Genomic DNA, 22,376 nt, shown 5'->3' on the forward strand with positions numbered 1-22,376 from the left:
AAAAAGTTGCGAGCTCAGGCTGGCGCGCGGCGCGCGATGACGACGGCCGGCGGGCTGCCCGGCTCTTCCCGAACCTGCACCGGCAGGCTGCCGGGCAGCAGGCGCAGCCAGGCCCCGGCCTGCGCGATGTGCACGCGGCCGACCACCGGCAGGAAAGCGGCATCGGCCTCGACGCGCAGCGGGCGCGGGCTGTAGCGCGCGAGGCGGGACACGACCTCGCCCAGCGGCACATGGTGAAAGTCGAGCCAGCCCTCGCGCCAGGGCGCCACCGCCACGGCCTCGCCGGGGTGCGCCGTGGTGAACTGCTGCGATGCATCGATGCGGGCGCTGTCGCCCGCGCCGAGGATGCGCTCTTCGCCGCTGCTGCTGCGGACCCGCACCCGGCCCGACTCAACCGCCACGCGCAGGCTGCCGTCTTCCAGCGCGGCCTCGAAGCGGGTGCCCAGCACGGTGATCTCGTGGCCCAGCGCGGTGACGATGAAGGGGCGCGTTTCGTCGCGCGCCACATCGCAGAAGACGCTGCCCGCGAGCAGCCGCACGGTTCGGCGCGTGGCGTAGTAGCTCACTTCGGCACGGCTGTCCGCATCGAGGGTGAGGCGGCTGCCGTCCGGCAGGGTCTGGCTGCGGATGCGGCCGATGGCGGTGGCCAGGCTGCCCTGGTAGCCCGGCATCCATTGGCGCCACGCCTGCCACAGCGCCGCGCTGCCGACACCCAGGCCGGCGACGCCGAGCAGCGTCGACAGGGCCCGGCGGCGCCCGGTGCGCACCGGCACGGCGTCGCCGCGCCACCGGTGCAACGCGGCTTCGACGCTGTCGAGTGCGCGCATCACGTCGCGCTCGACGGTCTTGACGGAGACGCCGTAGCGCTCGGCCAGCTCGGCGTGGCCGACGCCTTCGAGCCGGTCGGCCAGGAAGATGTCGCGGCTGCGCTGCGGCAGCTGCCTCAGCGCGGCGTCGACCGCGTCCAGGGCTTGCCGGTGGGCACAGAGGTCGGCGACGTCGTGCGTGCCGTGTTCGCGCGCGGTGCTTTCGTCGGCGTCGTCGTGTGACGCCGCGGCAAAGCGCTCCAGGCCGCGCTGGCGGCGGCGCAGGTGGTCGATGGCGATGTTTTCGGCCACGGTGTACACGTAGGCACGCGCGGCGGGCTCCGGCGGGGCTTCTTCGCCGAGCTGCGGGTTCTGGGCGCGCTCGGCCAGGCGCAGCCAGGTGTCGTGCGCCAACTCGCGCGCGTCATGCGTGCTGCCCGTGCGCCGCGCAATGAACCGCACCAGCTCCTGGTAACTGTCCTGGAAGGCACGCAGCAGCGGAGTGGGGGAGAGTTGGGCGGACATCGGGGAATGAGAACGTCGGTATCGTCCCCCGATTATTGTCGAGAATGGTTCTCATTTATAGGGGCCCCGCATCCAGGCCCCGGGCGGTTCCCCGGGCCGGGGCTTCAGGGCGAGCGGTGCAGCCGCGGCGCCGCCAGCAGGTCCAGGTTGTCCGCCACGGCTGCGTCCACGTTCGGATAGCGGCCCTTCATCTTCGACATCGTCATGATGGTCTGCAGCGCCTTCAGGTCCTTGACCGAGGGCGCGACCTTGATCTGCGCGATGGCCGCCGAAGCGTTGCCGCCGTTGATCAAAGCCATCACCTTGCCTGCCCAGTCGTTCGCGCGCGCCATGTATCTCACCTGCTTTCGTTGAAGGCGTCGACTGTACACAGCAGCCGCGCACGGCGGGCGCGGTACGATCACCCATGAGAAAAACCTTCCAGCTTCAAGTCGAGGGCAAGCACCCCGACCGTCTCGTCGAAGCCATCAAGCACGAGATCCGCAAGTACATCAAGCGCGAACGCCGCCGCGACCTGCCCGAGGGCAGCGACTTCTGGGACTTCGACACCCGCTTCGGCGCGGACAAGGAATCCGCCGCAGTCGTCGAGTTTTCTGCCGTCACCGGCCTGATCGACGCCGTGGTGGCGGCGGGCGGCAAGCAGTTCTACATCGAGCTGCTGGCCAAGCCCGCCCAACGCCCGCCGCGCCCGCCGGGCTCCGAGCGCACGGCCGACGCGGTCGACGACGACGCCGAGGCGTCGCGAGGCGAATAGAAGAAAGCCGATTCCTTCAGCGCGCGGCGATGCATTCCATCTCGACGCGCGCGCCCATGGCGAGCCCATTGACGCCGAACGCACTGCGTGCCGGGTAGGGCTTGGAGAAGTAGCTCCGATAGATCTCGTTGAACGCCGGCCACTCGGCCATGTCGGCCAGCATCGCCGTGCACTTGACGATGTCCTGCATGCGATAGCCGTTGGCTTCGACCGAGGCCTTGATGTTGTTCATGATCTTCCACGTCTCGGCCTTGATGCCGCCCGGCACCAGTTTCTTCGAGGCGGCGTCGTAACCTATCTCTCCGGAGAAGTAGATGACGTTGCCGACGCGAACGCCGTCGGAGAAGGGCAGATCGCCGAATCGCCCGGAGTCCAGGAACTCGACATGGGTGTTGCCGCTGGTCTGAGCGGTGGGCTGAGGCATTTGGGCAAACGCGGAGCAGCCAGCGAGAAGCGTGGTGGCCGCGAGTGCCAGGATCGTATGTTGCATGGTGTGATGAAGAAGGTGAAGGCTGAGAAAAGCAACGGCGGCCTGATCCTCGACCTGACCGCTGTCGCATCAGTCGAGCAGGCGACGAACGCTCTCGATTCCGGCGATGGCGCATTGCTCGTCGAGATGCGCGCCCGGCGCGCCACCCACGCCGATCGCCCCGATGAGTTCCGTGCCCGATGTCACGGGCACACCGCCGCCCAGGAGCAGGAAGCCCGGCAGGTTCGCCAGGTTGGCCGCCGTCGGGTCTTTCTGCGACAGCGCCATGAGCGCAAGGGTGCTCGTCTTCGCCGATGCCGCGGTCCAGGCCTTGCGTTCACTGGAACCCAACGTGTGGGGCCCCGCCATGTCGGCGCGCTGCACGGCACGTACGCCGCCAGCGCGGTCGACGACGGTGGCCGTGATGGCATGGCCTTGGGCCGCACAAGCGGCGACTGCACCGGCGGCCATCTGGTTGGCCAGCGCGAGCGACATGTTCTTCTCGGCCCGCACCGCGGTGGGGGGCTGGGCCTGGGTGCCGGTGGCGACGGCGACGAGCACGAGTGCCGTGAAGCCGAAAGTCGATCTGGACTGCATGAAAACTCCCTGTGAAACGACGGCCGAGACTATCGGAGCGGCGACGCACTTCAGGGGGTGATGCGGTGTGTCTGCACCGATCTCATGCCCGTAAATGTTGATTCCGTGACAATGTGCAGTGCGGATTTCAGTTCGATGTCAAGTGTGGTGACATTGCAAATCAACGCGGTCATCTCTCCCCCGCCGCAGACCCGTCCTCCGGCTGTGCATAGCGGTGCAGGCAGGCCACGAAGTCCGCAGCCGTTTCGGACAGGGGCTCGCCGTTGCGCGTGAGCACGCCGAAGCCCTTCAGGTCCTTGCCGATGGCCACCGGCAGCACGCGCAGCAGCCGTGCGTTCACATGGTCGCGCACCACCGACTCCGGCAGGGCGCCGACCGCGTCGCTGGTCTGGAGCAACTGCAGCGTCGCGAACACCGAAGCACATTCCACGATGTTGGCCGGCGTGCCCAGCCGCACGGCCGCGAACTCGTCCTCGAGCAACTGGCGCGCCGGACTGGTCAGCGGCTGCAGCACCCAGGGCCAGGCCATCAGGCCGCCGAAGCCCGGCTGGCGCTGGCGCAGCAGCGGGTGGCCGCGACGCACCACGATCTGCATCACCTCGTTGGCCAGCGGCACGAAGTGGAAGGCATGGCGCTGCCGCAGCGTGGACAGCCGACCCACGGCCAGCTCGATGTCGTGGCGCTCGAGCAGCTCGCCGATCTGGTCGCTGGTTTCGCCGAGGATGCGGATGTTCAACAAGGGGCGCCGCCGCTTGATGTCGGCCACCGCGCGCGCCACCACGTCGGGCGCCGCGCCCATGATCGCGCCCACCACCAGCTGCCCATGGCCACCGCGGCGCTTGACCTCCAGCGCCTCGAGAAAACGCGCGAGCCCGGCCTGCGACTGGCGCGCATAGGCCACCACCTCGTCACCCAGCGGCGTGGGCCGCAGCCCGCGCGAATGGCGCTCGAACAGCGGGAATTCGAAGGCCTGCTCGATGTCGGCCAGCATCTTGGTGGCCGAAGGCTGGGTCACGCTGATGGCCGAGGCCGCATGCGCAAGCACGGGCGTGTCGGCCAGCGCGGCCAGCAGCGCCCAGTGCTTAAGCCGCAGCCGGTTCACCAGCCTCGAGGCGGCCAAGGGGTTGTCGAGTCGGTATTCCATTTCGGAAATGGTAGCGCTGAAAAATTGATTGGAACGCGATGGGGCGGAGGCCTACAGTGCGGCCATCACAACATGGGAGACACCCAGACATGCGCACCGTTTACCCGAACCGTTTCGAAGGCCGCCGCGCGGTCATCACCGGCGGCGCCGCCGGCATCGGCCTGACCTTCGCCACTCGCTTCATCGCGGAAGGCGGCACCGTCAGCCTCTGGGACATCAGCCAGGAAGCCATCGATGCGGCGGTGGCGGGCCTGGGCGCCAAGGCCTCGGGCATCCGGGTCAACGTGGCCGACTGGGTCCAGGTCGAGGCGGCGGCTGCGCAGGCGGCCGCGGCGCTGGGCGGCATCGACGTGCTGGTCGCCAGTGCCGGCATCACCGGTCCGAACGTGCCGCTGGCCGAGTACCCGATCGAGCAGTGGCACCAGGTGATCGACGTCAACCTCAACGGCCTGTTCCATTGCAACCGCGCCGTGGTGCCCCACATGCTGGCCGGGAAGTACGGCCGCATCGTCAACATCGCCTCGGTCGCGGGCAAGGAAGGCAATCCCAATGCCTCGGCCTACAGCGCGTCCAAGGCCGGCGTGATCGGCCTGACCAAGTCGCTGGGCAAGGAACTGGCCAAGTCGAACATCACGGTCAACGCCGTGACCCCGGCCGCGGTGCGCACGGCCATCTTCGACCAGATGACGCCGCAGCACATCGAATTCATGCTGTCGAAGATCCCGATGGGCCGCTTCGGCTCGGTCGACGAGATCTCCGCCGTGATCGGCTGGCTGGCGAGCGAGGAATGCTCGTTCACCACCGGCAGCGTGTTCGACGCCTCGGGCGGCCGCGCGACCTACTGACGACGCCGCGGCGCGGCCGCGGGCCGCGTCGTTTCGCGTTCCCCTTTCAAGAAAACCTCGTCCTTTCACAGGGCGCCTGCGTTGCCGCGGGCGCTCGGGCACCGGCACGCCGGAAGACCCACCTCAGGAGACACACATGAGCCTTCCCTCCGCGGCGCAGACCGCCCTCGACAGCGTGGTCGCCAAGGCGATCCGGCGCCTGGTGCCATTTCTTCTGCTGATGTACGTGCTGGCCTTCCTGGACCGCGCCAACGTCGGCTTCGCGAAGAAGGCCTTCCAGCTCGACACCGGTCTGTCCGATGCGATGTTCGCGTTCGGCGCCGGCATCTTCTTCATCGGCTATGCGCTGTTCGAGGTGCCGAGCAACCTGATCATGCATCGCGTGGGCGCCCGCGTCTGGATGTGCCGGATCATGGTGACCTGGGGCCTGGTCTCGGCCGGTCTGATGTTCGCGCACACCGAGATGCTGTTCTACACGCTGCGCTTCCTGCTGGGCGTGGCCGAGGCCGGCTTCTTCCCGGGCGTCATCTACTTCCTCACGCAGTGGTTCCCGTCGCAGTCGCGCACCCGGGTGCTGGGCATGTTCTATTTCGGCGCGCCGCTGGCCTTCATCTTCGGCAGCCCGCTGTCGGGCCTGCTGCTCGAACTCGACGGCGTGTGGGGCCTGAAGGGCTGGGAATGGCTGTTCCTGGTCGAAGGCGTCATGGCCTCGATCGTCGGCGTCTGGGCCTACTGGTACCTCGACGACAAGCCGGCCGATGCGAAGTGGCTCTCGGCGCCCGAGCGCAAGGTGCTGATGGACGCGATCGACGCCGAAGAGCGGCACAAGAGCGCGCACGGCCCGGGCACGGTGTGGAAGGCGCTGACCAACGGCCGCGTGCTGTTCCTGTCGGTGATCTATTTCCTGATCCAGGTCAGCGTGTACGGCGTGGTGTTCTACCTGCCGACGCAGGTCGCGGCGCTGCTGGGCAAGAAGGTCGGGATCGAGGTGGGCTTCGTCACCGCGATCCCCTGGGTCTGCGCACTGGCCGCGGCCTGGTTCATCCCGCGCCTGGCCGAGCGCAGCGGCAAGCATGCCCTGATCGCGCTCGTGACGCTGGCCGTCTCGGGCATCGGCATCGCGGTGTCGGTCAATGCGGCCTCGCCGGTGCTGGCGCTGTTCGCGCTGTGCTTCGCGGCCGCGGGCTTCATCGCCGTGCAGCCGCTGTTCTGGAGCTTCCCCACGGCCTACCTCGGCGGCGCGGCCGCGGCCGGCGGCATCGCGCTCATCAATTCGCTGGGCGCGCTGGGCGGCTTCGTCGCGCCCAACGTCAAGACCTGGGCCGAGCAGGCCTTCGCATCGCCCAGCGCCGGACTCAACCTGCTGGCCTTCACCACGCTGATCGGCGCGCTGCTGTTCCTGCTGCTGCGTTCGCCGACGGCGGGCTTGCGCACGCAGCACTGACCCCTTCCATCCCACCCCAAGGAACCCCGCCATGAGCATGCCCACCATCCGACACGTCCGCGCCTTCACCGTGCGCGGCGGCGGCGCCGACTACCACGACCAGGGCGCCGACCACTGGATCGACGATCACATCGCCACGCCGATGAGCAAGTACCCGGCCTACCGGCAGAGCCGCCAGAGCTTCGGCCTCAACGTGCTGGGCACGCTGGTGGTCGAGATCGAGGCCAGCGACGGCACGGTGGGCTTCTCGGTCACGACCGGCGGCGACCTGGGCTGCTGGATCGTCGAGAAGCACCTCGCGCGCTTCCTCGAAGGCTCGCCCGTGACCGACATCGAGCGCATGTGGGACCAGATGTACAACGCGACGCTGTTCTACGGCCGCAAGGGCATCGTGATCAACACCATCTCGGGCGTCGACCTCGCGCTGTGGGACCTGTTGGCCAAGGTGCGCAAGGAGCCGGTGCATGCGCTGCTGGGCGGGCCGGTGCGCGACGAACTGACTTTCTACGCCACCGGCGCGCGGCCCGACCTGGCCAAGCAGATGGGCTTCATCGGCGGCAAGATGCCGCTGCACCACGGGCCGGCCGAGCGCGAGGAAGGCTTGAAGAAGAACCTCGACATGATCGGCGACATGCGCGCCAAGGTTGGCGACGACTTCTGGCTGATGCTCGACTGCTGGATGAGCCTGGACCTGGAGTACGCCACGCGCCTGGCCACGGCCGCGCGCAACGAGCACGGCCTCAAGTGGATCGAGGAGGCGCTGCCGCCCGACGACTACTGGGGCTATGCCGAGCTGCGCCGCAACGTGCCGCGCGGCCTGATGGTCACGACCGGCGAACACGAAGCCACGCGCTGGGGCTTCCGGCTGCTGCTCGAGATGCAATGCTGCGACATCATCCAGCCCGACGTCGGCTGGTGCGGCGGCATCACCGAGCTGCTCAAGATCTCGAGCCTGGCCGACGCGCACGGCAAGCTGGTGGTGCCGCACGGCTCCTCGGTCTACAGCTACCACTTCGTGATCACGCGCCACAACAGCCCGTTCGCCGAGTTCCTGATGATGGCGCCGCAGGCCGACAAGGTGGTGCCGATGTTCCATCCGCAACTGCTCGACGAGCCGGTGCCGGTCAACGGCCGCATGAAGGCCTCGGCGCTCGACAAGCCGGGCTTCGGCGTGCGACTCAACCCGGATGTGGCGCTGCACCGCCCCTATCCGCGCTGAGCCGCCGATCAGCGCAGCACTTCGAGCAGGCGGTCCAGGCCGCCTTCGTTGATCGCGACCATGGCCTGCTCGCGCACTTTGGGCTTGGCGTGGAAGGCCACCGACAGGCCAGCCTCGCCCATCATCGGCAGGTCGTTGGCGCCGTCGCCCACGGCGATGCACTGCTGCGGCGTGATGCCCATCAGCGAGGCGACTTCCAGCAGCGTGCGGCGCTTCTCTGCACCGTCGCAGATGTCGCCCCAGCTCTGCGTCACGAGCTCGCCGGTGAGGTGGCCGTCGGCCTCGGCCAGCAGGTTGGAGCGCGCGAAGTCGATGCCCAGCCGTTGCTTCACGCGGTTGGCGAAGAAGGTGAAGCCGCCCGAGACCAACAGCACCCTCAGGCCCGCGGCCTTGCACGCGCCCACGAGTTCGGCGGCGCCCGGGTTGAGCCGCAAGCGTTCGTCGTAGACCTGCTGCAGCGCCGTGACCGGCACGCCCCGCAGCAGCGCCACGCGGCGGTGCAGGCTTTCCTTGAAGTCCTTGATCTCGCCGCGCATCGTGGCTTCGGTGATGGCGGCCACCTCGGCCTTCTTGCCAACGGCGTCGGCGATCTCGTCGATGCACTCGATGTCGATCAGCGTCGAGTCCATGTCGAAGGCGATCAGCTTGAAGTCGGCCAGCTTCAGCGTCGGCTGGACGCGTTGGAGGACGAGCCCGGGGGAGAGAGCTTGAGCAAGGGTCATGTCAGTCGTGCCAGTTCTCGACGCGAAGATGGGGTATGCGAGAGAACTCGCGAACGTTGCGGGTGACGACGGTCAGCTCGTGAGCGAGTGCGACACCCGCCACCTGAAGGTCGTAGGGGCCGATCGGCGTGCCTTGCGCCTGCAAATGCGCGCGCACCGCGCCGGCATGGCGGGCTGCCGCCCGATCGAAGTCCAGCACGGTGAATCGGCTGCAGATGCCGGCCACGTAGCGATCCATCGGAGCCCGGTTGACGGATTTGGCCATGCCGAACTCCAGCTCGAACAGGTTCACGGTACTCAGTGCGATGTCCGTTTCGGCGTGCTGGCTCAAGCGTTCCAGGCAGCGGCCGGCACGCTTGTAGACGTAGATCAGCGTGTCGGTGTCGAGCAGGTATTTCAAAACGCCTCTCTCGGCGCATCGGTGCCGAGATCACCGTGGCGGTTGTCCAGCAGTTCGTCCCAGCCATCGTCAAGGCCTGTGGCGCGCAGGCGATCGATCTCGGCGAAGAATTCGCTCCAGCTTTGCTTTGGCTTTTGCTTCTCGGCCTCGGCGAACTGGGCGAACCACTTGCTCAGCGACATCTGCGAACGCGAGGCTGCCGCCTTGGCAGCCGCCAGCGTGTCTTCTTCCAGATAGATGGTGACTTGAGACACAGCAACCCCGTCAAAAAAATTACATCACCAATTATATAAGTGCGACGCACTTATACGACCGGTGCAGGACTCTCCTTGACGATCGGCTGCCCCAGGCTGCGCAGCACGTCGCGCACCATCTGGGCTCGGTCCTTGGGTTCCTTGAGTTCGCGCTCGATACGCAGCTTGTCGTTGCCGGCCAGCTTGATGTGCTTGTTCTTCTGGATCAGGTGGATGATCGCCATCGAATCGATGGGCGGGTCCTTCTTGAAGCTGATGCGGATCACGCCGGGCGCGGCATCGACCTTGACCACGCCGTAGGGTCGCGCCAGCACGCGCAGCCGGTGGGTGTCGATCAGCGTCTGCGCCTGCGGCGGCAGCTTGCCGAAGCGGTCGACGATTTCTTCCAGCAGCGTGTCGATCTGATCGGGCGTCTTCGCGGTCGCGAGCTTCTTGTAGAAAGACAGCCGCAGGTGCACGTCGCCGCAGTAGTCGTCGGGCAGCAGCGCGGGCGCATGCAGGTTGATCTCGGTCGTGACGTGCAGCGGCGACAGCAGGTCGGGTTCCTCGCCGGCCTTGAGCGCGCGCACCGCCTCGCCGAGCATCTCGTTGTAGAGCTGGAAGCCGATCTCCATCATGTTGCCGCTCTGGCTTTCGCCCAGCACCTCGCCGGTGCCGCGGATCTCCAGGTCGTGCATCGCGAGGTAGAAGCCCGAGCCCAGTTCCTCCATCTGCTGGATCGCATCGAGCCGCTGCGCCGCCTGCTTGGTCAGGCCCTCGATGTCGGGCACCATCAGGTAGGCATAGGCCTGGTGATGCGAACGGCCGACGCGGCCGCGCAGCTGGTGCAACTGCGCCAGGCCGAACTTGTCGGCGCGGCTCATCACGATGGTGTTGGCCGTCGGCACGTCGATGCCGGTCTCGATGATGGTCGAGCACAGCAGGATGTTGTAGCGCTGCGCCACGAAGTCGCGCATCACGCGCTCGAGCTCGCGCTCGGGCATCTGGCCGTGCGCCACGGCGATGCGGGCCTCGGGCAGGATCTCTTCCAGCTTCTGGCGCCGGTTCTGGATCGTCTCGACCTCGTTGTGCAGGAAGTAGACCTGGCCGCCGCGCTTCAATTCACGCAGCACGGCCTCCCGGATCACGCCGTTTCCTTCGGTGCGCACGAAGGTCTTGATCGCCAGCCGGCGCTGCGGCGCGGTCGCAATCACGCTCAGGTCGCGCAGGCCTTCGAGCGCCATGCCCAGCGTGCGCGGGATCGGCGTGGCGGTGAGCGTGAGCACGTCGACCTCGGCGCGCATGGCCTTCATCGCCTCCTTGTGGCGCACGCCGAAGCGGTGCTCCTCGTCGATGATCAGCAGGCCCAGGTTCTTGAACTTGACCGATTCGCTGAGCAGCTTGTGCGTGCCGATCACGATGTCCACGCTGCCGTCGGCCAGGCCCTTGGCGGCGGTGCCGATTTCCTTGGCCGAACGGAAGCGACTCATCTCGGCCACCTTGACCGGCCACTTGCTGAAGCGGTCGACCAGCGTCTGGAAATGCTGCTCGGCCAGCAGCGTGGTGGGCGCGAGGAACGCCACCTGCTTGCCGCCGGTGATGGCGATGAAGGCGGCGCGCAGGGCCACCTCGGTCTTGCCGAAGCCCACGTCGCCGCAGACCAGGCGGTCCATCGGCTGCGGCGAGATCATGTCCTGGATCACCGCGTGGATCGCAGCCTTCTGGTCGGCGGTCTCGTCGAAGCCGAAGTCGTTGGCGAACACCTCGTAGTCCGCGGCCGAGTAGCGGAAGGCATGGCCCTGGCGCGCCGCGCGGCGCGCATAGATGTTGAGCAGCTCGGCGGCCGAGTCGCGCACCTGTTCGGCGGCCTTGCGCTTGGCTTTTTCCCACTGGCCCGAGCCCAGCTTGTGCAGCGGCGCCTCGTCGGCGCTGACGCCGGTGTAGCGGCTGATCTGGTGCAGCTGGCTCACCGGCACGTAGAGCGTGGCCTTGTCGGCGTACTCGAGGTGCAGCATCTCCTGCAGCAGCGGCTGGCCTTCGGCGTCCTTGCCCTGGCCCAGGTCCATGTTGATCAGGCCGCGGTAGCGGCCGATGCCGTGTGCGGTGTGGACCACCGGGTCGCCGACCTTGAGCTCGGACAGGTCCTTGATCAGCGCCTCGACGTCGCTGACCTGTTCCTGCCGCTTGTTGCGCCGGCGCGCTGTCGGTGCCGCGGCGAACAGCTCGGTCTCGGTGACGAAGTCGATGCCGCGCTCGCGCCAGGCGAAGCCCGAGGCCAGCGCCGCGGTGGCGATGCCGATCTTCTCCGCCTCGTCGGCCTCGAACTCGGCCAGCGACTCGAAGGCGGGCGGGCTCACGCCGCTGGCGCGCAGGAAGTCGAGCAGGCTCTCGCGGCGGCCGTCGCTCTCCGCGATCAAAAGCAGCCGGCTGGGCGTGGCGCGGATGTAGTCCTTGAGCCGGGTCAGCGGGTCTTCGGCGCCGCGCACCACCGCGAAGGGCGGCAGCAGGTCGAACTCGGCATAGGGCGCCTCGGCCGCCGAACCACGGATCGCAAGCTGCGCATGCGGCTTGGCCCGCGCATAGAACTGCTCGGCGTTGAGGAACAGCGCATCGGGCGGCAGCGCCGGCCGCTCGGGGTCGCCGCGCACCAGCCGGTATCGCTCGCCCGCGTCCTGCCAGAAGTGCTGGAAGGCCGGCTCGAGTTCGCCGTGCAGCACCACCGTGGCTTCGCTGCCGAGGTAGTCGAACACCGTCGCGGTCTCCTCGAAGAACAGCGGCAGGTAGTACTCGATACCGGCGGTCGCGACACCGTTGCCCATGTCCTTGTAGATCCGGCTCTTGGTCGGGTCGCCCTCGAGCAGTTCGCGCCAGCGGCTGCGAAAGCGCGCGCGCGCCTCGTCGTCCATCGGGAATTCGCGGCCCGGGAGCAAGCGCACTTCGGGCACCGGGTACAGGCTGCGCTGCGTGTCGGGGTCGAAGGTGCGGATCGAGTCGATCTCGTCGTCGAAAAGATCGACCCGGAAGGGCACCAGCGAGCCCATCGGGAACAGGTCGATCAGGCCGCCGCGCACCGCATACTCGCCGGGGCTCACCACCTGCGTCACATGGCTGTAGCCGGCCAGCGTGAGCTGGGCCTTGAGCTTCGATTCCTGCAGCTTCTGCCTGGTCTTGAAGTGGAAGGTGTAGCCGGCCAGGAAGGCCGGCGGCGCCAGCCTGTAGAGCGCGGTGGTCGCAGGCACCAGGATGACGTCGGCTTCCTTCTGGCTGATGCGCCACAGTGTGGCCAGCCGCTCGCTGATCAGGTCCTGGTGCGGCGAGAAGCTGTCGTAGGGCAGCGTTTCCCAGTCGGGGAACAGCGCGCACCGCAGGCCGGGCGCGAAGAACACCATCTCGTCGATGAGACGCTGCGCGTCGTTGGCATCGGCCGTGAAGATCGCGGTCGCACGACCGGCTTTCTTCTCGCGCTCGGCCAGTTCGGCCAGCAGCAGCGCGTCGGCCGACAGCGGGGGGCGCGGCAGCGTGAATCGCTTGCCGGCGGTGAGAACGGGAAGGTCCATGAAGTGCTTCGGAAAATGCAGAACACCCCGCGCCGACGGGCGAGGGGTGTGAGACGGTCGATTCTAGAATGGCAGCCTCTTTGCTGCTGGGCGCGTCTCGAGCGTCCCTGCGTCTTTCATGACCGTTCCCCCTGTTCCTCGCCTCCACGTCCTCATCCCCTGCGCCGGTTCGGGCAGCCGCGCCGGCGGCGACGGCCCCAAGCAGTACCGGCGCATCGCCGGCCAGCCCATGGTCGCGCACACGCTGGCCGCGTTCCGCGCACTGGCCGGCCGCTTCGCCACGTTGGCGCTGGTGGTCGCAGCCGACGACACCGACGTGGCCTGGCATTTGCCAGGCTTTCCGGCCGAGGGTGAACAGCTGCTGCGCGTCGGCGGCCCGACCCGCGCGGCCACGGTGCATGCCGGCCTCCGGGCGCTGTGCAAGGCCGGCGCCGGTCTCCAGGACTGGGTGCTGGTGCACGACGCGGCACGTTGCCTGATCACGTCGGCACAGATTGAAGCCTTGATCGCCGCCTGCGAGCCCGACCCGATCGGCGGCCTGCTGGCGCACCCGCTGGCCGACACGCTCAAGATCGCCTCGGTCGAAGGCCGCGTCACCGACACGCTGTCGCGCACCGACAAGTGGCTGGCGCAGACGCCGCAGATGTTCCGCGTCGGCCTGCTGCTGGACGCGCTGGACATGAGCGGCGATGCCGTCACCGACGAGGCCGGCGCGGTCGAGTCGCTGGGCCTGGAGCCCTTGCTGGTCGCGGCCAGCGCCCAGAATTTCAAAGTCACCTACGCCGAGGATTTCGCACTGGCCGAAGCCGTGCTGCTCGCGCGCCGCCACCCGGGAACCCCATGACCGCCGCTGCCAAACCCTCTTTCGACATCCGCGTGGGCGAGGGCTGGGACGTGCACCAGCTCGTGGCCGGCCGCAAGCTGATCCTCGGCGGCATCGAGGTGCCGCACACGACCGGTCTGCTGGGGCATTCGGATGCCGACGTGCTGCTGCATGCGATCACCGACGCGCTGCTGGGCGCGGCCGGCCTGGGCGACATCGGCCGTCATTTTCCCGACACCGATGCGCAGTTCAGCGGTGCCGATTCGGCCGTGCTGCTGGCCGAGGCCGCGCGCCGCGTGCGCGCCGCGGGCTGGCAGATCGGCAACGTCGACAGCACCGTGATCGCGCAGGCGCCCAAGCTGGCGCCACACATCCCGGCGATGTGCGCGCGCATCGCGCAGACGCTGGGTCTGGCGGTCGAGCAGATCAACGTGAAGGCCAAGACGGCCGAGAAGCTGGGCCCGGTGGGCGAGGGCAGGGCGATGGAAGCGCGCGCCATCGCGCTGCTGCATCGCTAAAGCGTTTCAGGCCTTTTTGCCGACCGATCCCGCCGACTTGCTCGGCATCGCGCGCGGCATCCGGATATGGGCCGCAAAGCCGCGCCCGGGCGTGCTGGTGAGGGCGAAGGTGCCACCCATGCGCTCGATGTTCTTCGCCACGATCGACAGGCCTAGTCCCGCACCGGCTGCCGAGGTGCGGGCGGTGTCGCCGCGGAAGAAGGGCTTGGTCAGCTGCGAAAGGATGGCGGGCGCCACGCCGGCCCCGTGGTCGCGCACCTTGATCAGCACGGCCTCGTCGTGCGCCTGCGCCTGGATGGTCACGTCGGCCACGCCGGTGGCCGGTGTGCGGCCGTAGCGGCGCGCGTTCTCGACCAGGTTCGAGATCACGCGCTGCAGCTCGACCTCGTCGGCCATCACGCGCAGGTCGGCCGGCACGTCGACGCGGATCTGCATGTCGTCGTGGTCCTGGACCGCATAGGTGCAGGCATCGATCACGTCGCGCAGCAGCACCGGCCGGAAGTCGACATGGTCGGGCCGCGCGTAGTCGAGAAACTTGTCGATGATGGCGTCGAGCTGCGCGATGTCGGCCGCCATGTGCTCGCGCGCATCCTCGTCGGCCACGCTCATCTCGGTTTCCAGCCGCAGCCGCGCGAGCGGCGTGCGCAGGTCGTGCGAAATGCCGGCCAGCATGATGGCGCGGTCCTGCTCGATCTTGGCGAGCTGGTCGGCCATGCGGTTGAAGCCGATGTTGACCGCGCGGATCTCGTTGGTGCGTGCGCGCTCGTCGAGCCGGTGCGCCTCGTACTCGCCCTCGCGCACCTGGCGCGTGGCACGCGACAGTTGCTTGAGCGGACGGTTGATGAAGCGTGTGATCAGGGCCGCGCCGGCCAGCGAGAGCGTGATCGCGGAGATGAGCCAGACCAGCCAGGTGCGGCCACCCACGCGGCTGAAGCGTGTCGGATCGAGCAGCAGCCAGTAGGTGTCGCTCTCGATGGTGAAGCCGATCCACAGCCCGGGTTCGTCGTTGACGCGGCTGGCCACGGTCGTGCCCTCGCCGAGCTGATCGATCAGCTCCTCGGTCACGCGCTGATCCAGCGTGCCGCTGGTGTAGGGCTCGAAACGGTCGTTGGGCTCGCGCGGCAGGATGCGCACGCCTTCCTGGTCGGCCAATGTCTTGATCAGCGAGACGCGGGTGATCGCGTCGGAATACACCAGCGCCGCGCGCGTGAGGTTCACCAGCGAGGCGATCTGGTGGGCGGTCTGGATGGCGCGCGGCTCGTACTCGAGCGCGCGGAAAGACTGCAGCCAGGCGAAGGTGCAGCCGAACAGCAGCAGCGCCAGCAGAAAGAACGTGCGCCAGAACAGGCTCAGCCCGAGCTTGATCCCGAGGTGGCGCCGCGCCTGCGCCATGCCCTCGAGCGGGCTGGGCATCGTGACCTGCGGCCCGTCGTCGGAAAGCGGCGTCGGTTGGGTGGTGTTCGGGCCCGTGGCCTCCGGGTACATCAGCAATGCTTCAGGTCGTACCGTCCGGAACGAACACATAGCCGACACCCCAGACCGTCTGGATGTACCGCGGCGCCGCGGCATCGGACTCGACCAGCTTGCGCAGCCGCGAGATCTGCACGTCGAGGCTGCGATCGAAGGGTTCGAATTCGCGGCCGCGCGCCAGCTGGGCCAGCTTCTCGCGCGACAGCGGCTGGCGCGGATGGCGCACCAGCGCCTTGAGCATCGCGAACTCGCCAGTGGTCAGCGACAGTTCTTCGCCGTCCTTGCGGAGCGTGCGCGAGCCGAGGTCGAAGCTGAACGGGCCGAAGTTGACCGTTTCGTTGTCGGTCGAGGGGGCGCCGGGCGCTTCGAGCGGCGGACGGCGCCGCAGCACCGCATGCACGCGGGCCAGCAGTTCGCGCGGATTGAAGGGCTTGCCCAGGTAGTCGTCGGCGCCGACTTCGAGGCCGACGATCCGGTCGACGTCCTCGCCCTTGGCGGTCAGCATGATGATGGGCGTGCGGTCGTTGGCGGCGCGCAGGCGGCGGCAGACGGACAGGCCGTCTTCGCCGGGCATCATCAGGTCGAGCACGATCAGGTCGACCGTGTCGCGCAGAAGAATGCGGTTGAGGGCCTTGCCGTCTTCCGCGACGATCACCTCGAACCCCTCCTGGGTCAGATAGCGGCGGAGCAGGTCGCGGATGCGGGCGTCGTCGTCGACGATCACGACCTTGTCGGTACGGGCAGGAGTCTGATTCATTTCTACAACGGTGATTTGTAACAGTAGCGATTCTGATGCCGTTAGCCGACCATACGGGCTCTTTATGTGCTTGTCTGACACTAAGTTACACAACTTGCCTGCCTTCGCCGTGTAGCGCCGATCAGGGCAAATCTTGGTGGCAAAGTGGTGTCGTCCCCGCTCCATGCCACCCATGAGATCCATTGTCCATCTGCTGCCCGCTCTGCTGATCGCCTCGACCTGCTCCGCGTCGTGGTCGGTGCCCCATGGCATCCTGCAGGTCGGTGGCGCCACGCGGTCCGAGGTGCGCAGGGCGGTCGAGATCCATCGGGCCTCGCAACGCGAGGAGGTGCAGCGGGTAGAGGCTGCTGCCGGCCGCCGGCTCACGCCGTCCGAGCTCGCCGAGTTGCGCCGCCAGGTGCGGCAGCAATGGACGCCGCGCTACGATGCACCCAGGGCCGTGCAGCCCGTGGTCTCGGATCCGTCCGTGCCGTTGGCCACTCCGCGCCTGCTCACGCTCCCGCGCAGTCAGCGGCCCTGAGCCATCGCCCCGGTTTCCGGGGCCGGCTCCGTCTTTCCATTCAAATCCAAGGGGAATTCTTGAACGCAATGAAATCGATCGCGGCGCTGGCCGTACTGGGTTGTGTCGCAGTGTCTGCAATGGCCGACACCCCGCCGCCCCAGAACGTGCTTCAGCTCTCCGCCAGTGGCACCGTGGAAGTGCAGCAGGACCTGCTGAGCATGACCTTGAGCACCTCGCGCGACGCGGCAGATGCCGCCACGGTGCAGAACCAGCTCAAGGCCGCCCTCGACGCCGCCCTGACGGAAGCCCGCAAGAGCGCACAGCCGGGTCAGCTCGACGTGCGCACCGGCAATTTCAGCCTGTCGCCGCGCTACACCCGCGAAGGCAAGATCAACGGCTGGCAGGGCTCGACCGAGCTGGTGCTCGAAGGCCGCGACTTCCCGCGCATCACGCAGACGGCCGGCAAGATCAGCACGCTGACCGTGGGCAGCGTCGGATTCGGCCTGAGCCGCGAACAGCGCGCCAAGGTCGAGACCGAGGCCCAGTCCATCGCCATCGAGGCCTTCAAGCAGAAGGCCGCCGAGCTGGCCAAGGGTTTCGGTTTCGCGGGCTACACGCTGCGCGAAGTGTCGGTGAACGCCAGCGAGGGCGGCCCGGTGCGTCCGCGCATGATGGCGATGCAGGCCAAGGCCATGTCTTCCGATGCCGCCGTGCCGATCGAGGCCGGCAAGACCTCGGTCGTCGTGGGCGTCTCGGGCGCGGTGCAGCTCAAGTAATCGGCTGCAGCCGGCGCAGGAAGATCACTGCGCCGTCCAGCCGCCGTCCATTTGCCAGGCCACGCCGCGCACCTGATCGGCGGCCGGCGAGCACAGGAAAACCGCCAGGCCGCCCAGCTGTTCCACCGTGGTGAATTGCAGCGAGGGCTGCTTCTCGCCGAGCAGTTCGTTCTGCGCCTGCGACAACGAGATGCCTTCGCGGGCCGCACGGTCGTCGATCTGCTTCTGCACCAGCGGTGTCAGCACCCAGCCAGGGCAGATCGCATTGCTGGTGACGCCGGTGGTGGCGAGCTCCAGGGCCGCGGCCTTGGTGAAGCCCACGATGCCGTGCTTGGCGGCCACGTAGGCCGACTTCTGCGCCGAGGCCACGAGGCCGTGCGCGGAAGCGATGTTGACGATGCGACCCCAGTTGGCTTCGCGCATCGCCGGGATCGCCAGCCGCGTGGTGTGGAAGGCGCTGCTCAGGTTGATGGCCAGGATCGCGTCCCAGCGCTCGACCGGGAAGTCCTCGATCTTCGCGACATGCTGGATGCCGGCGTTGTTGACCAGGATGTCGACGCGGCCGAAGCGCGAGGCGGCGAAGGCCATCATGGCTTCGATCTGCGTCGGCTGGCTCATGTCGGCGTCGTGGTAGGCCACGTCGACGCCGAGTGCGGCGATCTGCTGCTGCGGCGCTTCGGCGTCGCCGAAGCCGTTCAGCACGATGTTCGCGCCTTGCTGTGCCAGCGCCTTGGCGATGGCCAGCCCGATGCCACTGGTGGACCCCGTCACAAGGGCGGTCTTGCCTTTGAGCATGATGATCAATCTCCGGATGAATTAGGATGCAACGAGCCGATTATCCGACCCCGAATTCGCCCCCCGCTCATGACTGAACCGACCTTGTCTTTTGTGCCATGCGCCGACGCGCAAGGCGGTCACCGCATGGCGTACTGGCAGTGGGGCGACGCCCGCAGCCCGCATGTGGTGCTGTGCGTGCACGGCCTGTCGCGGCAGGGCCGCGATTTCGATGTGCTCGCGCAGGCGATCGTCGCGCGCGCAGGCGGCCAGGTCCGCGTGGTGTGCCCCGACGTGGTCGGCCGCGGCCAGAGCGACTGGCTGCGCGACCCCAACGGCTACCAGGTGCCGCTCTATGCGGCGGACATGGTCGCGCTGCTGCTGCAGTTGCACGGCCAGGCGCCGATCGAACGCTTCGACTATGTCGGCACCAGCATGGGCGGCCTCATCGGCCTGATCCTGGCCGGCCACCGCGAATTGCCGCTGCCGGTGCCCGTGCATCGGCTGGTCGTGAACGACGTCGGCCCGGCGATCGATGCCGGGGCGTTGCAGCGCATCGGTCTCTATCTGGGCAAGGTAGGGCGCTTCGCGTCCCTGCAGGACGCCGCCGATGCGATGTGGGCGATATCCCAGACCTTCGGCCCGCACACGCCCGCGCAATGGCTGGCCTTGTCGCAGCACATGGTCGCACCCGCGGCCCAGCGCACGGCCGAAGGCACGGCCAAGCTGCCCGCGCAGGTCGGCGCGCCGGCCGACGGCCCGCTCGTGCTGCACTACGACCCGGCCATCGCCGTGCCTTTCCGCGCCATCACGGCCGAAATCGCGGCGCAGGGCGAGGCCGTGATGTGGTCGCTCTACGACGCGATCACCGCACCGACGCTGCTCACGCGCGGTGCGCAATCCGATCTGCTGTCGCACGACACGGCGCAAGCCATGACCCGGCGCGGCCCGCGCGCGCAGTTGGTGGAATTCGACGGTGTGGGCCATGCGCCGACTTTTGTCGCGCCAGCGCAGAGCGCGGCCGTCACTTCTTTTCTGTTCGACACGTGAAGCGCGATTCTTCCAGCACCCCCACCCGCGCGGGCGCGGAGTCCGCCGTGGTCGACTACCCCCTGTCGGCCGCCACCGCCGAGCGCACGCCGGTGATGGAAAACATGCTCGGCCGCGCGCGCGCCTTTGCCGAGCCGCTGATCGCCGACGAGATCCTCGACACCGGCGAGAACACGCTGGCCCATGCCGACGCCGTGGCCACCATCGTGGCTGCCATGGGCGGCTCCGAGGCGATGCAGGCGGCCAGCTATCTGGTCTATTCCTGCCAGCACCTGAACCGTCCGCAGGAAGTCATCGCCAAGGTCTTCGGCGACAACTTCGCGGCGCTGGCGGTCGAGACCACCAAGCTGGTCCACGTGCAGAAACAGGCGCGGTCGGCCACGTCCGGCGCGCATGCCGCCGACGGCAACGGCGCCCAGACCGAGAACGTGCGCAAGATGCTGCTGGCGTTCTCGCGCGATCTGCGCGTGGTGATGCTGCGGCTGGCTTCGCGGCTGCAGACGCTGCGCCATGCGGCGGCCATCAAGCAGCCGGTGGCCGAGAGCGTGGCACGCGAGTCGCTGCAGGTCTTCGCGCCGTTGGCCAACCGCCTGGGCATCTGGCAGGTCAAGTGGGAGATCGAGGACCTGTCCTTCCGCTTCCTCGAACCCGAGACCTACAAGCTGATCGCCCGGCTGCTCGACGAAAAGCGGGTCGAGCGCGAAGGCTATGTCGAGCAGTTGCGGCTGCAGCTCGAGCAGGAGCTCAAGGGCGAGGGCATCCAGGCCAAGGTGCAGGGTCGGCCCAAGAACATCTACAGCATCGTGAAGAAGATGCGCGGCAAGTCGCTGGACTTCGCGCAGGTCTTCGACATCCTCGCGCTGCGCGTGGTGGTGTCGGACGTCAAGGATTGCTATGCCGCGCTGGCCTGGGTGCATTCGCATTTCCAGCCGCTCGACGAGGAGTTCGACGACTACATCGCCCGCCCCAAGCCCAACGGCTACCAGTCGCTGCACACCGTGGTGCGCAAGCCCGCCGACGGCAAGCCGGGCAAGCCGATCGAGATCCAGATCCGGACCGAGGAAATGCACGACCATGCCGAGCACGGCGTGGCGGCGCACTGGGCCTACAAGGAAGCGGGCCACAAGGGCTACGCCGGTGTCTGGGCGAGCGGCGAGTACGACGCCAAGATCGCGGTGCTGCGCCAGCTGCTGGCCTGGGAGCGCGACCTGTCGGGCGGGCAACAGGGTCAGGGTCTGTTCGAGGACCGCATCTATGTGCTGACGCCCGATGCAGCGATCGTCGAATTGCCGCAAGGCGCGACCGCGGTCGATTTCGCCTACACGGTGCACACCAGCCTGGGCCATCGCTGCCGCGGCGCGCGCATCGACGGCGTGATGGTGCAGCTCAACACGCCACTGCAGAACGGCCAGACGGTCGAGATCATCGCGGCGAAGGAGGGCGGCCCGTCGCGCGACTGGCTCAATGCCGAACTGGGCTATCTGGCCAGCCACCGCGCGCGCGCCAAGGTCCGCGCCTGGTTCAACGCGCAGGTCACGCACGAGACCATCGCCAAGGGGCGCGAGGCGGTCGAGAAGCTGCTGCAGCGAGAGGGCAAGACGTCGACCCGGCTGGAGGATCTGGCGTCGCAGCTGGGCTTCAAGTCGGCCGACCATCTGTTCGAAGTCGTCGGCAAGGATGAGTTCTCGCTGCGCAACATCGAGATGCTGCTGCGTCCGCCCGAACCCATACCGGGACCCGACGAAGGCGTGCAACTGAAGAAGTCGCGCGTCAGCGACAAGACCGCCAAGGGCGGCGTGCTCGTGGTGGGGGTGTCGTCGCTGATGACCCAACTCGCCAAATGCTGCCGCCCGGTGCCGCCCGACGCGATCGGCGGCTTCGTGACGCGTGGCCACGGTGTCAGCGTGCACCGTCGCGACTGCAGCAACTTCCGCACGATGTCGGGTCACAACCCCGAGCGCGTGATCGAGGTCGAATGGGGACGCCCGAAGGCCGAGGAGGCCGCGCTCTATGCGGTCGACGTCGCGGTCGAGGCCGCCGATCGGCAAGGCTTGCTGCGCGACATCTCCGATGTGTTCGCGCGCGAGAAGATGAACGTGATCGGTGTGCAGACCCAGTCGGTGAAGGGCACGGCGTGGATGACGTTCACCGTGGAGATCTCGGACGCCGCGCGTTTGACGCAGGTGCTCAAGGTGGTTTCTTCGGTGAATGGTGTGAGATCGTCACGTCGCCGCTGAAAGCGGTATTTTTGGATGCTACAATAGCGCTCTCGAATAAACATCCAGGCGCGTAGCTCAGTTGGTTAGAGCACCACCTTGACATGGTGGGGGTCGTTGGTTCGAATCCAATCGCGCCTACCAATTAACCATTGGTAGAAAGCCTTCTAAGTCAGTGACTTAGAAGGCTTTTTTTATTGCCGCTCCGATATGCCCAAACGCTCAGGGGCATTGGCTTCTCGCATTGATTCCTCGGCGCAGTTCAATAGCTTCGCCTTCTTCTTGTGGCCGGCATTGGGCGCTTCTCTTGCTTCAGTGGGATGGCCGGTCGGCCGCAGTCTGTGGTACCTTGATTCCATGTCCCCGAGGTTCTGGCCGTGATGAACTTGCCTGCGCTGGTGGCTGATCCGTCCATCGATGCGTTGCGTGTCGCAGCGCTGTTGCGGCATGCCCCGCTGGAGTTCGCGCGCGTGGTCTACGGCCTCAGCGACCAGGCCGGCGGTCGCACCGGAACGATGGCGGCGGCCGATGTCGCACGCGCTTCTCGTCAGGGTGTGTCCGTGACGCGCGAGCGCGCAGAGCAGCGCGCGCGGGCGTACCTGCCCGCGGCCGACCAGCCTCACTGCCCGCGCTGCTGGGTTTTCAGCGGCATCAAGAGTCCCTTGCATTATCGGGAGCGGAGCGAAGAACGGTCCGACTCCGCGCTGTGCAGGGTTTGCGGAGCCGAGTACGCGACCGAAGCTTGAGATCTGTCCGCTCGGTCAGGGTAAACCTT

23 protein-coding genes and 1 tRNA gene are annotated in these 22,376 nt (G+C 67.6%); 12 read left to right on the plus strand and 12 right to left on the minus strand.

Going from position 1 to position 22,376, the window contains the following annotated elements; genetic code table 11:
- Positions 1–14: 14 nt before the first annotated feature.
- Positions 15–1,331: a sigma-70 family RNA polymerase sigma factor gene (locus ACSFBC_RS00530; protein WP_435508367.1), complete on the minus strand. Its 1,317-nt coding sequence runs from the start codon at positions 1,329–1,331 to the stop codon at positions 15–17.
- A gap of 104 nt (positions 1,332–1,435) precedes the next feature.
- Positions 1,436–1,663 carry a hypothetical protein gene (locus ACSFBC_RS00535; RefSeq protein WP_435508368.1) on the minus strand — a complete coding sequence of 76 codons (228 nt, stop codon included), beginning with the start codon at positions 1,661–1,663 and terminating at the stop codon, positions 1,436–1,438.
- Positions 1,664–1,737: 74 nt separating this feature from the next.
- On the opposite strand from ACSFBC_RS00535, the gene ACSFBC_RS00540 reads away from it, so the two are divergent.
- Entirely contained in the window at positions 1,738–2,085 is a 348-nt protein-coding gene (locus ACSFBC_RS00540; protein ID WP_435508369.1) for a DUF6172 family protein, read from the plus strand.
- Positions 2,086–2,101: 16 nt separating this feature from the next.
- Here ACSFBC_RS00540 and ACSFBC_RS00545 read toward each other — a convergent pair whose 3' ends face one another.
- From ACSFBC_RS00545 to ACSFBC_RS00555, 3 genes are all read right to left on the minus strand, one after another.
- Positions 2,102–2,575 carry a RidA family protein gene (locus tag ACSFBC_RS00545; RefSeq protein ID WP_435508370.1) on the minus strand — a complete coding sequence of 158 codons (474 nt, stop codon included), beginning with the start codon at positions 2,573–2,575 and terminating at the stop codon, positions 2,102–2,104.
- A gap of 69 nt (positions 2,576–2,644) precedes the next feature.
- The gene (locus ACSFBC_RS00550; RefSeq protein WP_435508371.1) at positions 2,645–3,151 is read right to left on the minus strand and encodes a GlcG/HbpS family heme-binding protein; all 507 of its coding nucleotides are present in this window, start codon (positions 3,149–3,151) and stop codon (positions 2,645–2,647) included.
- A 169-nt stretch (positions 3,152–3,320) separates the two neighbouring features.
- On the minus strand, positions 3,321–4,295 hold the full coding sequence (locus ACSFBC_RS00555) for a LysR family transcriptional regulator (protein WP_435508372.1): 975 nt from the start codon (positions 4,293–4,295) through the stop codon (positions 3,321–3,323).
- 89 nt (positions 4,296–4,384) lie between these two features.
- Between ACSFBC_RS00555 and ACSFBC_RS00560 the strand changes: the two genes are divergently transcribed.
- The 3 genes from ACSFBC_RS00560 (at position 4,385) to rhmD (ending at position 7,803) form a co-directional block, all read left to right on the plus strand.
- On the plus strand, positions 4,385–5,140 hold the full coding sequence (locus tag ACSFBC_RS00560; RefSeq protein WP_435508373.1) for an SDR family NAD(P)-dependent oxidoreductase: 756 nt from the start codon (positions 4,385–4,387) through the stop codon (positions 5,138–5,140).
- Positions 5,141–5,276: 136 nt separating this feature from the next.
- Positions 5,277–6,584 carry an MFS transporter gene (locus ACSFBC_RS00565; protein ID WP_435508374.1) on the plus strand — a complete coding sequence of 436 codons (1,308 nt, stop codon included), beginning with the start codon at positions 5,277–5,279 and terminating at the stop codon, positions 6,582–6,584.
- 31 nt (positions 6,585–6,615) lie between these two features.
- Positions 6,616–7,803, plus strand: coding sequence for an L-rhamnonate dehydratase (rhmD, locus tag ACSFBC_RS00570; RefSeq protein ID WP_435508375.1), 1,188 nt, complete (start codon positions 6,616–6,618; stop codon positions 7,801–7,803).
- Positions 7,804–7,811: 8 nt separating this feature from the next.
- Here rhmD and serB read toward each other — a convergent pair whose 3' ends face one another.
- From serB to mfd, 4 genes are read right to left on the minus strand one after another with little or no spacing between them, the layout of a single operon-like run.
- Positions 7,812–8,525: a phosphoserine phosphatase SerB gene (serB, locus tag ACSFBC_RS00575; protein ID WP_435508376.1), complete on the minus strand. Its 714-nt coding sequence runs from the start codon at positions 8,523–8,525 to the stop codon at positions 7,812–7,814.
- A gap of 1 nt (position 8,526) precedes the next feature.
- Positions 8,527–8,925, minus strand: coding sequence for a type II toxin-antitoxin system VapC family toxin (locus ACSFBC_RS00580; RefSeq protein ID WP_435508377.1), 399 nt, complete (start codon positions 8,923–8,925; stop codon positions 8,527–8,529).
- Positions 8,922–9,179, minus strand: a complete 258-nt coding sequence (locus ACSFBC_RS00585; RefSeq protein ID WP_435508378.1) for a hypothetical protein — start codon at positions 9,177–9,179, stop codon at positions 8,922–8,924. Before ACSFBC_RS00585 ends, ACSFBC_RS00580 begins: the two co-directional genes overlap by 4 nt.
- Positions 9,180–9,229: 50 nt before the next feature.
- Positions 9,230–12,715, minus strand: a complete 3,486-nt coding sequence (gene mfd / locus ACSFBC_RS00590; protein ID WP_435508379.1) for a transcription-repair coupling factor — start codon at positions 12,713–12,715, stop codon at positions 9,230–9,232.
- A 118-nt stretch (positions 12,716–12,833) separates the two neighbouring features.
- On the opposite strand from mfd, the gene ispD reads away from it, so the two are divergent.
- Entirely contained in the window at positions 12,834–13,559 is a 726-nt protein-coding gene (gene ispD, locus ACSFBC_RS00595) for a 2-C-methyl-D-erythritol 4-phosphate cytidylyltransferase (RefSeq protein ID WP_435508380.1), read from the plus strand.
- On the plus strand, positions 13,556–14,056 hold the full coding sequence (ispF, locus tag ACSFBC_RS00600; protein WP_435508381.1) for a 2-C-methyl-D-erythritol 2,4-cyclodiphosphate synthase: 501 nt from the start codon (positions 13,556–13,558) through the stop codon (positions 14,054–14,056). Before ispD ends, ispF begins: the two co-directional genes overlap by 4 nt.
- A 6-nt stretch (positions 14,057–14,062) precedes the next feature.
- Here ispF and ACSFBC_RS00605 read toward each other — a convergent pair whose 3' ends face one another.
- Both ACSFBC_RS00605 and ompR read right to left on the minus strand, forming a co-directional pair.
- Complete coding sequence (locus ACSFBC_RS00605; RefSeq protein ID WP_435509235.1) at positions 14,063–15,469, minus strand: sensor histidine kinase; 1,407 nt, start codon at positions 15,467–15,469, stop codon at positions 14,063–14,065.
- An 82-nt stretch (positions 15,470–15,551) separates the two neighbouring features.
- On the minus strand, positions 15,552–16,283 hold the full coding sequence (gene ompR / locus ACSFBC_RS00610; protein ID WP_435508382.1) for an osmolarity response regulator transcription factor OmpR: 732 nt from the start codon (positions 16,281–16,283) through the stop codon (positions 15,552–15,554).
- 172 nt (positions 16,284–16,455) lie between these two features.
- Between ompR and ACSFBC_RS00615 the strand changes: the two genes are divergently transcribed.
- Positions 16,456–16,803, plus strand: coding sequence for a hypothetical protein (locus ACSFBC_RS00615; RefSeq protein WP_435508383.1), 348 nt, complete (start codon positions 16,456–16,458; stop codon positions 16,801–16,803).
- Positions 16,804–16,871: 68 nt separating this feature from the next.
- Positions 16,872–17,561 (plus strand): SIMPL domain-containing protein, encoded by a 690-nt coding sequence (locus tag ACSFBC_RS00620; protein WP_435508384.1) that lies wholly within the window; start codon positions 16,872–16,874, stop codon positions 17,559–17,561.
- Between the two features lie 24 nt (positions 17,562–17,585).
- On the opposite strand, the gene ACSFBC_RS00625 is transcribed toward ACSFBC_RS00620, so the two are convergent.
- A complete protein-coding gene (locus tag ACSFBC_RS00625) occupies positions 17,586–18,356 on the minus strand; it encodes a 3-hydroxybutyrate dehydrogenase (protein WP_435508385.1) in 771 nt (256 codons plus the stop codon).
- 69 nt (positions 18,357–18,425) lie between these two features.
- Between ACSFBC_RS00625 and ACSFBC_RS00630 the strand changes: the two genes are divergently transcribed.
- From ACSFBC_RS00630 to ACSFBC_RS00645, 4 genes are all read left to right on the plus strand, one after another.
- Positions 18,426–19,385 carry an alpha/beta fold hydrolase gene (locus tag ACSFBC_RS00630; RefSeq protein WP_435508386.1) on the plus strand — a complete coding sequence of 320 codons (960 nt, stop codon included), beginning with the start codon at positions 18,426–18,428 and terminating at the stop codon, positions 19,383–19,385.
- Complete coding sequence (locus ACSFBC_RS00635) at positions 19,382–21,622, plus strand: RelA/SpoT family protein (protein WP_435508387.1); 2,241 nt, start codon at positions 19,382–19,384, stop codon at positions 21,620–21,622. The genes ACSFBC_RS00630 and ACSFBC_RS00635 overlap by 4 nt, the downstream gene beginning before the upstream one ends.
- A 46-nt stretch (positions 21,623–21,668) precedes the next feature.
- Positions 21,669–21,745: transfer RNA gene (locus ACSFBC_RS00640), tRNA-Val, on the plus strand.
- A 236-nt stretch (positions 21,746–21,981) separates the two neighbouring features.
- Positions 21,982–22,347 carry a hypothetical protein gene (locus tag ACSFBC_RS00645; protein WP_435508388.1) on the plus strand — a complete coding sequence of 122 codons (366 nt, stop codon included), beginning with the start codon at positions 21,982–21,984 and terminating at the stop codon, positions 22,345–22,347.
- Positions 22,348–22,376 lie beyond the last annotated feature (29 nt).

Origin of the sequence: Variovorax frigidus (assembly GCF_051216515.1) — a bacterium.
In the GTDB taxonomy this organism is placed as follows: domain Bacteria; phylum Pseudomonadota; class Gammaproteobacteria; order Burkholderiales; family Burkholderiaceae_C; genus Variovorax.

What these genes read in the sequence shown, in the direction of transcription:
- mfd (WP_435508379.1), bottom strand. Translation starts at nt 12,715, where the DNA reads ATGGACCTTCCCGTTCTCACCGCCGGCAAGCGATTCACGCTGCCGCGC.
- ompR (WP_435508382.1), bottom strand. Translation starts at nt 16,283, where the DNA reads ATGAATCAGACTCCTGCCCGTACCGACAAGGTCGTGATCGTCGACGAC.
- rhmD (WP_435508375.1), top strand. Translation starts at nt 6,616, where the DNA reads ATGAGCATGCCCACCATCCGACACGTCCGCGCCTTCACCGTGCGCGGC.
- ACSFBC_RS00535 (WP_435508368.1), bottom strand. Translation starts at nt 1,663, where the DNA reads ATGGCGCGCGCGAACGACTGGGCAGGCAAGGTGATGGCTTTGATCAAC.
- ispF (WP_435508381.1), top strand. Translation starts at nt 13,556, where the DNA reads ATGACCGCCGCTGCCAAACCCTCTTTCGACATCCGCGTGGGCGAGGGC.
- ACSFBC_RS00645 (WP_435508388.1), top strand. Translation starts at nt 21,982, where the DNA reads ATGAACTTGCCTGCGCTGGTGGCTGATCCGTCCATCGATGCGTTGCGT.
- ACSFBC_RS00630 (WP_435508386.1), top strand. Translation starts at nt 18,426, where the DNA reads ATGACTGAACCGACCTTGTCTTTTGTGCCATGCGCCGACGCGCAAGGC.
- ACSFBC_RS00615 (WP_435508383.1), top strand. Translation starts at nt 16,456, where the DNA reads ATGAGATCCATTGTCCATCTGCTGCCCGCTCTGCTGATCGCCTCGACC.
- ACSFBC_RS00540 (WP_435508369.1), top strand. Translation starts at nt 1,738, where the DNA reads ATGAGAAAAACCTTCCAGCTTCAAGTCGAGGGCAAGCACCCCGACCGT.
- ACSFBC_RS00605 (WP_435509235.1), bottom strand. Translation starts at nt 15,469, where the DNA reads ATGCCCAGCCCGCTCGAGGGCATGGCGCAGGCGCGGCGCCACCTCGGG.
- ACSFBC_RS00530 (WP_435508367.1), bottom strand. Translation starts at nt 1,331, where the DNA reads ATGTCCGCCCAACTCTCCCCCACTCCGCTGCTGCGTGCCTTCCAGGAC.
- ACSFBC_RS00545 (WP_435508370.1), bottom strand. Translation starts at nt 2,575, where the DNA reads ATGCAACATACGATCCTGGCACTCGCGGCCACCACGCTTCTCGCTGGC.
- ACSFBC_RS00555 (WP_435508372.1), bottom strand. Translation starts at nt 4,295, where the DNA reads ATGGAATACCGACTCGACAACCCCTTGGCCGCCTCGAGGCTGGTGAAC.
- ACSFBC_RS00565 (WP_435508374.1), top strand. Translation starts at nt 5,277, where the DNA reads ATGAGCCTTCCCTCCGCGGCGCAGACCGCCCTCGACAGCGTGGTCGCC.
- serB (WP_435508376.1), bottom strand. Translation starts at nt 8,525, where the DNA reads ATGACCCTTGCTCAAGCTCTCTCCCCCGGGCTCGTCCTCCAACGCGTC.
- ACSFBC_RS00625 (WP_435508385.1), bottom strand. Translation starts at nt 18,356, where the DNA reads ATGCTCAAAGGCAAGACCGCCCTTGTGACGGGGTCCACCAGTGGCATC.
- ispD (WP_435508380.1), top strand. Translation starts at nt 12,834, where the DNA reads ATGACCGTTCCCCCTGTTCCTCGCCTCCACGTCCTCATCCCCTGCGCC.
- ACSFBC_RS00620 (WP_435508384.1), top strand. Translation starts at nt 16,872, where the DNA reads ATGAAATCGATCGCGGCGCTGGCCGTACTGGGTTGTGTCGCAGTGTCT.
- ACSFBC_RS00560 (WP_435508373.1), top strand. Translation starts at nt 4,385, where the DNA reads ATGCGCACCGTTTACCCGAACCGTTTCGAAGGCCGCCGCGCGGTCATC.
- ACSFBC_RS00550 (WP_435508371.1), bottom strand. Translation starts at nt 3,151, where the DNA reads ATGCAGTCCAGATCGACTTTCGGCTTCACGGCACTCGTGCTCGTCGCC.